At 66.0% G+C, this 13,258-nt stretch carries 7 protein-coding genes and 1 pseudogene; 5 read left to right on the top strand and 3 right to left on the bottom strand.

What is annotated here, in order from left to right; genetic code table 11:
• The first annotated feature begins 79 nt into the window (after window positions 1-79).
• Window positions 80-1,177: pseudogene (locus tag MKCMC460_RS06010) on the top strand (HNH endonuclease).
• Here the strand turns inward: MKCMC460_RS06010 and MKCMC460_RS06005 are convergent.
• Window positions 1,174-4,269, bottom strand: a complete 3,096-nt coding sequence (locus tag MKCMC460_RS06005) for a DUF3427 domain-containing protein (protein WP_236983809.1) — start codon at window positions 4,267-4,269, stop codon at window positions 1,174-1,176. The pseudogene MKCMC460_RS06010 and the gene MKCMC460_RS06005 overlap by 4 nt on opposite strands.
• 90 nt (window positions 4,270-4,359) lie before the next feature.
• On the opposite strand from MKCMC460_RS06005, the gene MKCMC460_RS06000 reads away from it, so the two are divergent.
• Together MKCMC460_RS06000 and MKCMC460_RS05995 are read left to right on the top strand one after the other, a co-directional pair.
• Window positions 4,360-4,911 carry a DUF2510 domain-containing protein gene (locus tag MKCMC460_RS06000; RefSeq protein ID WP_236981039.1) on the top strand — a complete coding sequence of 184 codons (552 nt, stop codon included), beginning with the start codon at window positions 4,360-4,362 and terminating at the stop codon, window positions 4,909-4,911.
• A gap of 83 nt (window positions 4,912-4,994) precedes the next feature.
• A complete protein-coding gene (locus tag MKCMC460_RS05995) occupies window positions 4,995-6,266 on the top strand; it encodes an amidohydrolase family protein (RefSeq protein ID WP_236981037.1) in 1,272 nt (423 codons plus the stop codon).
• 6 nt (window positions 6,267-6,272) lie between these two features.
• Here MKCMC460_RS05995 and MKCMC460_RS05990 read toward each other — a convergent pair whose 3' ends face one another.
• Window positions 6,273-7,226, bottom strand: coding sequence for a class I SAM-dependent methyltransferase (locus tag MKCMC460_RS05990; protein WP_236981035.1), 954 nt, complete (start codon window positions 7,224-7,226; stop codon window positions 6,273-6,275).
• Between the two features lie 144 nt (window positions 7,227-7,370).
• Between MKCMC460_RS05990 and MKCMC460_RS05985 the strand changes: the two genes are divergently transcribed.
• On the top strand, window positions 7,371-9,746 hold the full coding sequence (locus MKCMC460_RS05985; protein WP_236983807.1) for a lysylphosphatidylglycerol synthase transmembrane domain-containing protein: 2,376 nt from the start codon (window positions 7,371-7,373) through the stop codon (window positions 9,744-9,746).
• Between the two features lie 9 nt (window positions 9,747-9,755).
• Here MKCMC460_RS05985 and MKCMC460_RS05980 read toward each other — a convergent pair whose 3' ends face one another.
• Window positions 9,756-12,380 (bottom strand): GH92 family glycosyl hydrolase, encoded by a 2,625-nt coding sequence (locus MKCMC460_RS05980; RefSeq protein WP_238305397.1) that lies wholly within the window; start codon window positions 12,378-12,380, stop codon window positions 9,756-9,758.
• Window positions 12,381-12,531: 151 nt separating this feature from the next.
• On the opposite strand from MKCMC460_RS05980, the gene MKCMC460_RS05975 reads away from it, so the two are divergent.
• Entirely contained in the window at window positions 12,532-13,239 is a 708-nt protein-coding gene (locus MKCMC460_RS05975) for an LpqN/LpqT family lipoprotein (protein WP_236981033.1), read from the top strand.
• Window positions 13,240-13,258: the final 19 nt, after the last annotated feature.

Below are 13,258 nucleotides of genomic sequence, written 5' to 3'. Positions count from 1 at the left end.
TCTGACACGAGAGGGCGCCGAGCCTGGGTCGCAGGCACCGGAAACCCTAGGATTGTGGATGAAGAGGTGACTGTGGGCGATGGACGAGAATCGTTTGGATCCGCTGCTACTGGGGCAGCGCGTCGTGGCGATCCTGGAGACCGGGTTGCGCACCGCGACCTACAAACTGGCGACCCTGACCGCGCTCATCGACTTCTGCATCGAGAATCTGCCGCCGGCACCCGAGGACAGGTTGACGGTCCCGATTCCCGATCTGGCCCACCGGGTGTTGGAGATCTACTGGCGCCAGGTGCGCCCCTTCGACGGACATGAATTGCAGCAGTCCACCCAACCCAAAGCCCGGATCCTGCACACCGTCAACCAGTTACGTATAGCGTCCGCTGTCGGAAACAGTGGACGCTCGCTGGACGTGGCGATGATCCGCGTGCCGGAGGTATATCGGCGTGCACTTGACGAGATTGCGCTGTGCCTGGCGCAGCAGCCGCTGCACCGGCTGCAACGGCTGCCCGGGTCGGCGCAAAGCGATCCGTTTCTGTACGACGACTCGTTCCTGCACGATCACGTTTCCCGGTCGTCGCTGCGCGCCCACGGGGACGCCATCGTGCTGCACCCAGGGGTGGCGCACGGCCTGGCACGGCTGTCCGGACTGCTCAAACCCGCGCTGGAAATCATGTGGGTCGACGACGTCCGCCGGATGAACAGGTTTCTCGACGCCGAGGTGCCCGACGTCGCGGGACATCTCTTCGGCAGGGAGCGTACCGCCTTGGCCATTGTCCGGGATCCACTGAAAGAAGCTTTCGGCGCGCACTGCTTCTACTGCAATACGCATTTACCGACCAACAACCCGATCGACCATGTGCTCCCCTGGTCGTTGGTCGGAATCGACGGCTAAGCCAACCTGGTGCTGGCGTGCGGCAGATGCAACAGCGACAAGAGCGGTGCGCTGCCCGCCGTGGACATCGTCGACCGGGTCTTGGAGCGCGACCCAAATCTGTTGGAGCAGATTGCCAATGACATCCAGTGGCCAACTCAGCGGCCCCGGGTCATCGCGGCCGCGCGCGGCATTTACCGTGGGCAGCCGGCGGGCGTGCCCACGTGGGCCGGATATCGCGCGAGCACCCGACTGGATATCAGCGTCCCACCCTGGTGGATCGAAGCCGGCCCTGATCGTTTCTAGGCGACCGCAGCACGCGCTGCCATGTATACCTCGGTGGGCATCGGGCAACGCAGTCGCCAGGTGATCGCCATGGGCCGTTCGCCCTCGTGCGACACGTAGTCAGCGGGACCGAGGAAGACATACGGGGCGGCCCCGAATGCGTTTCCCTTCGTTTCGCGCACGAACAGCAAGATGTGGGAGCCACGTTCACGGTGATTGATGTAACGCTGCCCGGTCGGCGACGCCGAAGTGGTGGTGGACTGCGATTCCCAGTGAAATAGCTGCTGGTTCAGCGCGAAGTCGCGGTACATCGTCGTCGGAGAATAATCCGTTTCACTCTTCTTCAACGTGATCAGGAATGCATCGGTGCGCGCCGATTCACACCAGGCGACACCCTCGCGCATGGTGCTCGGGGTGCGACGCAGTGACGCGAACCCGAGCGCGGCGAGTATCTCCTCTCGGGAGTAGCTGGCATGCACGGCCAGTGGCACTCGGTCGAGTTCGGGAACGAACTGGCCTAACGGGTATGTGCTGCGGTGCGCACCATCGAAGGCGATGTCGATCACTTGGCGCATCTCATCGGCGACCGGCTCCTGCCGCAGCGCAGCGAGACCTGCTGCGGCGCTTGGAAAGCCACCGCCGTCGGGAAATAGCGAGAAGAACAGCATCTCCGCCAAACGCTCTTCCGCGGGACTCGGCGTCTCACCGCCTAACATCGCCTGATAGGCAGCGCGGCGTCGCCTGTCGTCGACGTGGGCAACGGCTCGCACCCGTTTGACCAGGACGCGCTCCTGTGGACCTGGCGCGGCTACCGGCTTGCCGGCTTCGCGGCACAACGTCGTCCATGAGCGTCCCGGTCGCAGCAGATCCTCGAGACTGCGTCCGTACTCGTCCAGGTAGGAAGACAGTTCGCCGTTGGGATGAGAGCGGATCTCGGACACCAACGCGGCGGAGCGCGGTGCGAGTTGCTGACGAATGTTTTCCAGCACCAGATTCTGCGCCACCGGGTCGAGCACGATCTGGCTACCTGACGGCAAGAACGGAAACCCGTTCTGTATCTGGCGTTCCAAAGCTTTTCGCCCCAACCCGGTCAGCGCACGGAACCGCTGATCGAAACGGAACTCCCGGCGTTGGTTACCGACGAAATCCAGCGCGGTGAGCACCGTCTTACCCGGCGTCAACCGCAAACCACGGCCCAATTGCTGAAGGAAGACCGTGGCACTCTCGGTCGGCCGGAGGAACAGCACGGTATCGACCTCGGGAATGTCCAGTCCTTCGTTGAACAGATCAACAGCGAACAGCACGTTGATCTCCCGATTGCGCAGGTCGGTCAGCGCCGCCCGGCGTTCGGCAGGCCCGGTCTGCGCCCACACCGCCCGGGCCTTGATCCCCGCTGCGAGAAAACGTTGCGTCATGTAGCGCGCGTGGTCGACGCTCACACAGAAACCCAGCGCCCGCATGGCCGCCACGTCGGACACCTTGTCGCGCAACTCCTTGAGCACGACGCGGGTCCGCGCGTCGTTGCCGGTGTAGAGATTGCTCAACGCATCCAGGTCGTAGCCGCCGCGCTTCCATTGCAGGTCTGCCAGATCCGTACCGTCGTGGATCCCGAAGTAATGGAACGGGCAGAGCAAGTTCTGCTCCAGCGCCTCCCAGAGTCGCAGCTCGGCGGCCACCCGCCCGTCGAAGAATTCGCGTACGTCTACGCCGTCGCCGCGCTCAGGGGTAGCCGTTAGACCGAGTAGTTCCAACGGTTTCACATGATCGAGCAGACGCCGGTACGAGGATGCCTCGGCATGGTGGAACTCGTCGACGACGACGACGTCGAAATGTTCTGGTTCCAGCTTGGCAAGCCGTTCGGCGGACAGTGATTGGATGCTGGCGAACACTTGACGCCATCGCACCGGGACCTGGCCGTCGACGAGCAGCTCACCGAAGGTGGGATCTGTCAGTACCTCCTGATAAATGCGACGCGCTTGCGTCAGGATCTCCTTGCGGTGCGCGACGAACAGCAACTTCAGGTCGCGACCGTGCACGTCTCGAGCGAGCCGCCGGTAGTCCAGCGCAGCAACCACGGTCTTCCCGGTTCCGGTGGCCGCGACGATCAGATTGCGGTGACGATCATGCAGAACCCGTTCTGCGTCAAGCTCCTCCAGCATTTCGGCCTGAAAGGGTTTGGGCTGTACATCCAGGCCGGACAGCGTGACGGTCAGCCGGTCGCGCGATTGCGCCCCGGAGGCGACGTCAAGCGCACGCCGCAACTTCTCGCCATCGGCGGACGGCTGATAATGGACGAATTCCGAGTTCTCCCAATATGATTCGAAGGTAGCGCGAAACTTTTCCAGCAAGTGCGGCGTCGCAATCGCCGACAGCCGCACATTCCACTCCAACCCGTCCACCAACGCCGCGTGCGACAGATTGCTCGAGCCCACGTACGCGGTGTCGAATCCGGTGTTTCGCCGCAGTAGCCAGGCCTTGGCGTGCAAACGGGTCCGGTCCGTTTCGTAGTTGACGCGCACCTCGGCACCGAAGTCGTCAACCAGCGCATCCAAGGCTTTCGCGTCGGTAGCCCCCAGATAGGTTGTCGTGATCACCCGCACCGGCACGTTGCGGCGCCGCAGCTCGTTCAGTTGGTCCTCGAGTAGCCGCAACCCCTGCCATTTGACGAAGGCACACAACAGATCCACCCGATCAGCGCTGGCTAGTTCAGCCCGCAGCTCCGCGGCCAGCGTCGGCTCGTTGCGGGCGTTGGTCATCAGCGCGGCATCCGACAACGGAGTGACCGGACGCACCGGGCGGGACGCGCCGAGCTTGTGCGCCCGCACCACGGATTCGAGTCGGTCGATCCTGGCCGGGTCGTCTTGATGCAGCGTCTCGTCCAGCACCGCGGGATCCGAAAGCGCGGCCAAGATTTTGTCCACCAACCGGGCCCGCGCCTGCGCAGTCCTGGACGCGCGCAGCGAGCGCTCGATCAGCGGCGTCAGATGCCTGGTCAGCGTGAGCGGCTGCTCGGCGTCGTCGACCGGCCCGATATCGGGTTCGAGATCCGCACGCGCGGCCAGCGCCCGGCTCAGCCGCTCGGTCACCAGCGATTCATAGAGACCTTCCTCCACGCCGGCACCGTAACGCATCGAACCGACACATCACCGGACCACCGGTCGACTCGATCGGGGCTGTCGGACCCTGGTCCTAGCATTCGCACCATGCACAGCAATACACCTTCTCCCGGCTGGTACCCGGATCCGTCCGGCGTGCCCGGACAACGCTTTTTCGACGGCCGGCAGTGGACCTACCGTCAGCCGCCGCCCCCGCCCGCGCCGGCGATCATCATCAACAACAACGTCGGCACGCCACCGCCTGTGGTGCTCACCGGTGGTCCCAACCACGCCCTGCACCTGGTGTTGACGTTGCTGACCTGCGGCATGTGGCTACCCATCTGGCTGATCGTGGCGATCGCCAGCCCGTCCCGGCCCCGGGTCGCGGGCCAGTCGAACACCGGCCTGATCATCGCCGGCGTCTTCGGCGGCCTGTTCCTGCTGGGCGTGGCGGTGAGCCATCCCGCGGTGTTCCTCGGGGTGGTGGCGCTGGCGGGCCTGGGCTATCTCGGCTACCGGGCCTACGAACGCGCGCTCGACCGTCGTGCGGAGCAGGCCAGGATCGCGGCCCGCGCCGACGGCCAGCACCAAGCGTTCCTATCCGGTGAGCCGTGGGGAATCTATGGCCAGTACCCACCCGCGCCACCGCCTCCACGATGAACAGACGCGTTCTTTAGGCTGGCCACGGATGCTTGGCGGCGTCCAGCGACGGCAGTTTCCCGCGTCTCGACGAGGAGTCCCGGATGGAAACGCACGACCTCCGCATCTCGAACGTCCACGTCTTCGACAGCGTCGACGCCCGCATCACCGAACCTATGGACGTCACGGTCCGCGGCGGTCTGATCGCCGCGGTCACCCCGACTGCCGACAACGGAGCCGAAACATCAACCGGCCCAACGATCGACGGCACCGGCAAGACGCTACTGCCGGGCCTGATCGATGCGCACTGGCACGCCGCGTTCACCACCATCCCGGCGATCATGGCGCAGCTCAGCGAGATCGGCTATGTCTTCGCCAAAGCCGTCGTCAGCGCGGAGGAGACGCTGTTGCGTGGGTTCACTACCGTCCGCGATCTGGGCGGCCCGGTGTTCGGTATCAAGCAGGCCATCGACGAGGGCGCGATCCTGGGGCCGCGCATCTTTCCGGCCGGGGCCTTCATCTCGCAATCCGGCGGGCACGGCGACTTCCGGCTGCCCAACGAGGTGCCGCGCGGCATCTGCGGCCACCTGAGCTACACCGAGATCGTCGGTGCGGCGGTCATCGCCGACGGTGAGGCCGAAGTGCTGCGCGGCGCGCGAGAAGTGCTGCGCCGCGGTGCATCTCAGGTGAAGCTGATGGCCGGCGGCGGCGTCGCGTCGAGCTACGACCCGCTCGACGTCTCCCAGTTCACCCTCGCCGAAATGCGTGCGGCGGTGGAGGCCGCCGAGAACTGGGGAACCTACGTCACGGTGCACGCCTATACCCCGCGAGCTGTCCGCACCGCGGTGGCGGCCGGAGTCCGGTGTATCGAGCACGGCCAACTGCTCGACGAGGAGACGGTCGCGATGCTTGCCGAAAAGGACATCTGGTGGTGCCTGCAGCCGTTCCTCGACGACGAAGACGCGACCCCCTTGCCCCCGGCCAGCCTCCCCAAGTTCAAACAGATGGTTGCCGGCACCGACCGCGCCTACGAACTCGCGATCAAGCACAAAGTCAAGATTGCGTTCGGCACCGACACCTTGTTCGACGCACACCTCGCGACGCGCCAGGGCGCTCAGCTGGCCAAGCTGACCCGATGGTTCACACCGGCAGAAGTGTTGCAGCAGGCGACATTTCACAACGCTCAGCTGCTGGCCATGTCCGGGCCGCGCAACCCCTACCCGGGACAGCTGGGAGTGGTGGCCGCAGCAGCCCTGGCCGACCTGATCCTGGTCGACGGCGACCCGGTCGCCGACATCTCCCTGATCACCCGGCCCGCCGAGACGTTCAGCGCCATCATCAAGGGCGGCAGTCTGGTCAAGGGCAGCGTGGCCTAGCGGCGGCTACGAGCGCACCGCCGAGACGAACAGCGTGCGCGGCGTGGTGTCCTCGACCCCGTCGGGGACTCCGCGACCGTAACCAGCCATCAGTTCATCGGCCGGAGTCACATTCGCGTTCCACCCGTGTCGGCTCAGCCAGGCGCCGACGTCTTCGCGCTCCTCGAAGTACCACAGTTCCTGGGTGGCGGGCATCTCCCGATCCGGGTCCGCCTCGGCGATCAGCTCACGCAGCCGCTGCATTCGCTCCTGCCGCCGCGCCAGCAGATCCGGGTCCATCCAGTCGGGGCCGGGCGCCTCCACCGCGATCCGACTGCCCGCGGCGGCTAGCGCATGAATGCGCTCGAACAGCAACTCGTGCGCCGCGGCCGGTAGATACGGCAGCAGACCCTCGACCGACCACGCGCTCGGAGCTGAGGCGTCGAACCCGGCCTGCCGCAGCGCGGCAGGCCAGTCCTCGCGCAGGTCCACCGCGACACCGACGCGGTGGCAGGACGGTGCGGCAGCGCCGCCCGACGGATGATCGGCCAGCGTGGACACCTTGAAATCCAGCACCTTGGCCTGGTCGAGTTCGTACACCGTGACGCCGTCGGGCCAAGGCAACCGCCACGCCCGCGAGTCCAGTCCGGCGGCCAGGATCACCGCCTGGTGCACCCCGGCGCGGGCGGCGTCGAGGAAAAAGCCGTCGAAGAACGCGGTCCGACACGCCATGTAGTCCACCATCGACTGCATCTGCTGGGGCAACTGCGGCTCGGCCTCGAGCACCTCGTCGGGCAGCTCCACGGTCGCGAACCAGTTCCACACCCCATCACCGGCGGCATCCAGAAATACGCGGGCAAAAGGGTCGCTGATCAGCGGATTTTCACTCTCGGTCTCGGCGGCCCGGCCCGCGGCCACCCCCAGCGCGGTCGCCCCCACGCTTTCGGTGATCTCCCAACTGTCGCCATCGCTGCGCGCCACGCCCAGCCCTCCTCGTCGCAGGACACATCCGTGCCGACCCTACTTGAGCAGGATCGGCGGAGGTCGGCACGTTAAGTTGTCGTAGAACAGCCGACGCCGGCACGCGCAACCGATCCGAAGGACCCCGAAGGACGACCCGTGCACATGCGAGTTGACGGTCGCGACATCACCGTGTCCGGCAACTTGCTGCAACCACTCACCCGGCGGACCAACGACATCATCCGGCTGGCGCTGGCAACGGTGGCACTGATAGCCGTGGTGACCAGTTCGCTGATCACCCGGCCGCGGTGGGTGGCCCTGGAGAAGTCCATCTCCGAGATCGTGGGCGTGCTCAGCCCCAACCAGGCCGATCTGGTGTACCTGGTGTACGGCACCGCGATCCTGGCGCTGCCGTTCGTGATCCTGATCGGACTGATCGTTTCCCGGCAGTGGAAGCTGCTCGCCGCGTACGCGGCGGCCGGGTTGATGGCCTTCCTGCCGCTGTCGATCAGCAGCAACCGGATCGCCGCGCCGCGCTGGCACTTCGACCTATCCGACAAACTCAGCACGCTGCCCGCCCAGTTTCTGGACGATCCCCGGTGGATCGCGATGCTTGCGGCGGTGCTGACGGTGTCGGGGCCGTGGCTGCCGGCCCGCTGGCGGCACTGGTGGTGGGGTCTGCTGCTGGCCTTCGTGCCGATCCACCTGGTGGTCAGCGCCATCGTCCCGGCCCGCGCCGTGGTCGGACTGGCGGTGGGCTGGTTCGTCGGCGCATTCGTGGTGCTCGTCGTCGGAACTCCGGCACTCGAGGTGCCGCTGGACGGCGCGGTCCGCGCGCTGGCCAAGCGCGGATTTCTGGCGTCCAGGCTGCTGGTGGTTCGGCCCGGTGGCCCCGGACCGCTGGTGCTGTCGGCCGAATCCACCGATCCCGAGGCCACCGCGACCGTCGAACTGTACGGACCGCATCAACGCAGCGGCGGCGCCCTGCGCCAGCTCTGGTGGAAGTTGCGGCTGCGCGGATCGGAGACCGCTCCCCTGCAGACCTCGCTGCGCCGTGCCGTCGAGCACCGGGCGCTGATGGCCATCGCGATTGGCGACATCGGCGTCGCCAATTCCGCCACGATCGCGATGGCCGCGCTCGACCGCGGCTGGACGTTGTACGCGCACAACCCCGTTCAGGGCATCCCGCTGGACGAGTGCGCTGCCCAGACGCCGGTGTCGGAGGTGTGGAAGACGCTGCGGACCCTCAACGACCACCAGGTCTCCCACGGCGACCTGCGCTGCCACGAGATCACCGTCGCCGAGGGCCGAGTTTTGTTCGGTGGTTTCGGCGCTGCCGAATACGGCGCCACCGACGCCCAGCTGCAGTCCGACATCGCCCACCTGCTGGTGACCACTTCGGCGTTGTACGACGCGCAGGCCGCGGTGGCCGCCGCGATCGACGCGTTCGGCAAGCCCACCATCCTCGACGCCTCCCGGCGTCTCACGAAATCCGCTGTGCCCAAACGGATCCGGGCACAGGTGCCCAATGCCAAAGCGGTGATCGCCGATGCCCGTGCAGAGGTCAAGCGCCAGACCGGTGCCGACCAGATCAAAGACGAGACGATCACCCGGTTCAGCCGTAGCCAGGTCATTCAGCTGGTGCTGATCGGAGCCCTGGTCTATGTCGCGTACCCGTTCATCAGCACCGTGCCGACGTTCTTCTCCGAACTCCGCAATGCGAACTGGTGGTGGGCGCTGCTGGGCTTGACGGTGTCGGCGTTGACCTATGTCGGTGCGGCCGGTGCGCTGTGGGCTTGCGCCGACGGGCTGGTGAGTTTCTGGAAGCTCACCATCATGCAGATCGCGAACACTTTCGCGGCGACCACGACCCCGGCCGGCGTGGGCGGCCTGGCTCTCAGTACGCGCTTCCTGCAAAAGGGCGGCCTCAATGCGCTGCGTGCCACCGCCGCGGTGGCATTGCAGCAAGCCGTGCAGGTGATCGTCCACCTGTCGTTGTTGATCTTTTTCAGCGCGGTCGCAGGAACCTCGACCGACCTGTCGCACTTCGTGCCGAATGCCACCGTGCTGTACCTGATCGCCGGGGTCGCACTGGGCATCGTCGGCACTTTCTTGTTCGTGCCCAACCTGCGTCGCTGGTTGGCCACCGAGGTGCAGCCCAAACTGAAGGAGGTCAGCAACGACCTCGTCGAGTTGGCCAAGGAGCCGAAACGACTCGCGCTGATCGTATTGGGAAGTGCCGGAACGACTCTCGGCGCCGCGCTGGCGTTGTGGGCCAGCGTCGAAGCGTTCGGCGGGGGTACCACGTTCGTCACCGTCACGGTGGTGACGATGGTGGGCGGGACGCTGGCCTCGGCTGCCCCCACCCCGGGTGGCGTCGGAGCGGTGGAGGCCGCACTCATCGGTGGACTCGCCGCGTTCGGGGTGCCCGCGGCCATCGGGGTGCCGTCGGTGCTGCTGTACCGGGTGCTCACCTGCTGGCTGCCGGTGTTCATCGGATGGCCGGTGATGCGCTGGCTCACCAAGAACGAAATGGTCTGAGCGGCTCAGCTATTCATCGAACGACGGGCGGGTCACCAGGACGACTACGGCGCGACTTCTGCTGCCGTCCACGGTGGTCGTCAGATAGACCGGGTATTGGTCGTCGGGCACCGACGATGCCACTGTGATCGCGACGTCGACGGTGGCTGAACCGTCGTCGCCGAACTGCCCGGATACCGGCGCCACCGTGACTCCGCCCGCTGCTACGGCGCCGGAGACTGTGTAGCCGGCGGGGCCGTCGATCATCCGCTGCAAGTCGAGTTCGACGGTTCCCGTCGTCCCCGGCGCGATGGCCAGTACCGGTTGGGCGACGTTGCTGGTCACCGCCGCGCTACCCGCCTGGAAAGACGGCGGCGCCGAGGACTCGGCGGTGCCCCAGGATTTGTCGGGTCGCCCCGCCAGCATGAAGGCGAGATCACCGCCGGTGCGGATGATCGATTCGGGCAGGTAGGTGCGATCGGTGGGTTGCCCGTCGATGCTGAGGCTCCTGATGTACTTCAACCGGTTGACACCGGAGGCCCCGGGCGCGGTGATCCGGATGAATTTACCTGCCGGAAGGGCGATTTCAGCGCGGTCGAACAGCGGTGTGGCGACCGTCAGGATCGGAGTGCCCGGGGTGCTCGGATACAGGCCCAGCGCCGCCCAGACATACCAGCTGGACAGCGCTCCGAGATCGTCGTTGCCCGGAGCGCCGTCGGGGCTCGGGGCGAACAGGCCGCGCACCCGGTCGACGGTGCGCTGGGTCTGCCAGGGTTGACCGAAGTAGTTGTACAACCACGGCACGCCGAAACCCGGCTCGTTGCCCGCCCACAGGTAGGGCTTGTTCGGCCCCACGTTGAGGCGCTTGGTGAACCGGTCGAGCCGCTGTGCGGCAGCGCTGCGACCGCCCAGCGCGGTAGCCAACCCGGCCACGTTGTGGGGCACCCACCACAGATACTGCTCGGCATTGCCCTCGTCGTAACCGAATTGGCCGAATCCCGAGTGGTTTTCCACGAATCCCGGCCCGGTGCGGAAAAATCCGTTCGGGCCGCGCGGCGAGATGTACCGGGTTGTGGGATTGAACAGGTTCTGCCAATACTGGGATCGGCGCTGAAATTCCGCGGCGGTGGCGGAGTCGCCCAGTGCGTCGGCGAATCGGCCGATGGTGAAGTCGGCGAGCGACCATTCCAGGGTGACCGAGGCGCCGGGCCCGAATTCGGGCAGCTGCGGCGCGTAGCCCAGCCGTAGATAGGTATCGATTCCGGGCCGCTCCACGTATCCGTTGCGTCCGGCACCGCCACTCGTTGCCGCATCGACCATGTAGCCCAGCGCCGCCCGGGTATCGAAATCCTTGGCCCCGAACATGTAGAAGCCCACGATGAGCGGAACCACGCTGTCGCCGGTCATCTGGCTGGTCGCGGCGTTCGCCAGCGCCCACCGGGGTAGCGCCCCGCTCTGCTCGGCGTCGTTGACCAGCGACTGGGCCATGTCGCTGGCGCGTTCTGGGAAGATCAGTGCCTGCAGGGCGGCCAGGCTGCGATAGGTATCCCAGTCAGAAAAGTTGGCGTATTGCGTATGTCCTTGTGGCACGACGTGTATGACGTTGTCGAAGCCGATGTAGCGGCCGTCGTGGTCGTTGAAGGTGTTGGGGTGCAACAGCGACCGGTACAGGCAGCTGTAAAAGGTCTGCACATCGCTGGGATTGCGGCTGGCTATCGCGATGCGCTTGAGTGCGCTGTTCCATTCGGCGGCCGCAGCCGCGTGCATGTCGTCGAAGCTGGTCGCACCCTCGGCGGCGAGGTTCGCCTGGGCACCCTCGATGCCCACGTAGGAGATCGCGGTTCGCACCTCGACCACCGCACCGGCGGGGAATTCGACATATCCGCCGCTGTAGGGGGAATTCGCGTTGCGGGAACCGTCGGTCACCGTGTAGCCGTCCCAGGTGCCGTACGCCTGGAACGGCTGATTGAACTTCATCGCGAAGAAGACGGTGTAGGTGTTGGACTTGTCGCAGAACGATCCGCTGGTGGCCCACCCGGTGATCGTGGTGTTGTCCTCCTCGATCTGGATGGTCGCGCGGGAGGTCCCGGCCAGCGACGCACCGGAACGCACCTGGAACAGCGCCCGCCGGCCGTCGTGCGGGTAGCTGAATCGGCCGATGCCGGTGTGGGTGGCGGCGGTGAGTTCGGCTTTGACTCCCGTGTCGGGAAACCGCACCGTGTAGTAACCGGGCGTGCCCACTTCGGTGCGGTCGTGCGCGATCCGCTCCCAGGAGTACCAGGGTTGCGAACCGATGGCACTGGTGGTCGGCAACATCGAAATGTCCCCGAACGCAGGACAACCCACCGATGCATGGGTCATGCTGAACCCGGTGGCCCGCGGATTGTCGTAGGCGTAGCCCGCGTAGTTGTTGACCGTGTCCGGCGAGTACTGCACCATGCCGAACGGCACGGTAGCGCCCGGGAATCCGTTGATCTCGCCCACCACCGCGCCACCGGTCCCGGTGCCGATCAGGGTGTCGACGTGCTCGACTGGATTGCCGACCATGGTGGGTTCGCCGTCGTACGCGGTGGGCGGGCCCGCCAGCAGCGGTACGAACAGGATCGGCACCGCAAGGATTGCGACGAGAACCCGCAACGCCCGCCGCGACCGCATAGCTGTCTCCTTACTCCACCGAGGGCCCCAGGGGGCGCATTTCGGCAAACGACGCGCCCAGCTACCTGTGGACCATCCGCGCTGTTCGACTAGTGTCAGTCCGACGTCGCCGGCACAGAGCCCGGGACCCAAGCTTGGGAGACAGTAAAAGATGAAGCTTCTCACCGCGGCGATCGCCACTGTGGCGTTGAGCCTGACGCTCGTCGGTTGCGGGTCGGACAAGAAGACCGAAGTGAAGACCTCGACTTCGACTTCGACGAGCACGTCCACCTCGACGTCGACCGCTGCCGCCTCCGCGACGCCGACCCCGCCGCCGGGTCAGGCCAACTACACCGTCGACGACTACTTCCGGGACAAGAACATCAAGACGACGGTCGTCAAACGCGGTGACCCCGGCGCCCCGAACCTCGACTTGCCCATTCCTCCCGGCTGGGATACAAGCAGTGACCCCAACGTCCCCTCCTACGGCGCCATCGTCTTGACCTCTCCCTCGGACCCCAGTGTGGTTCCCACCGTCCTGGCGATCGTGACCAAACTCGAAGGTGACGTCGACCCGGCCAAGATTTTCGAATACGCGCCGGGTGAGTTGAAGAATCTGTCCGGGTTCGAGGGCAGCAGCCCCAACGGAAGCGAATCCACCCTCGGCGTGCCCCCCGGGCAGTCGTTCAAGGCCTGGCAGTTCGGTGGTTCCTACACCAAGGACGGCAAGAAGCGGAGCGCCGCGCAGAAGACGGTGGTGATCACCGGACCGAACGGCACCTACCTGCTGCAGCTCGACGCCGACTCACTCGACGCAGATTCGGCGCAACTGATGGACGCGATGCACGCTATCGACACCCAGACCGTCATCACGCCCTGACCGAGACCGCCACGAGGAG

Origin of the sequence: Mycobacterium sp. 20KCMC460 (genome assembly GCF_022179425.1) — a bacterium.
GTDB classification, from domain to species: Bacteria; Actinomycetota; Actinomycetes; order Mycobacteriales; family Mycobacteriaceae; genus Mycobacterium; species Mycobacterium kiyosense.
Note: the sequence above shows the minus strand (reverse complement) of the source record. Positions and strands in the feature narration are given on the sequence as shown.

Bases quoted from the DNA above. Each gene is read 5' to 3' on its own strand.
- MKCMC460_RS06000 (WP_236981039.1), top strand. From the start codon at position 4,360: ATGCACAGCAATACACCTTCTCCCGGCTGGTACCCGGATCCGTCCGGC.
- MKCMC460_RS05995 (WP_236981037.1), top strand. From the start codon at position 4,995: ATGGAAACGCACGACCTCCGCATCTCGAACGTCCACGTCTTCGACAGC.
- MKCMC460_RS05985 (WP_236983807.1), top strand. From the start codon at position 7,371: ATGCGAGTTGACGGTCGCGACATCACCGTGTCCGGCAACTTGCTGCAA.
- MKCMC460_RS05980 (WP_238305397.1), bottom strand. From the start codon at position 12,380: ATGCGGTCGCGGCGGGCGTTGCGGGTTCTCGTCGCAATCCTTGCGGTG.
- MKCMC460_RS05975 (WP_236981033.1), top strand. From the start codon at position 12,532: ATGAAGCTTCTCACCGCGGCGATCGCCACTGTGGCGTTGAGCCTGACG.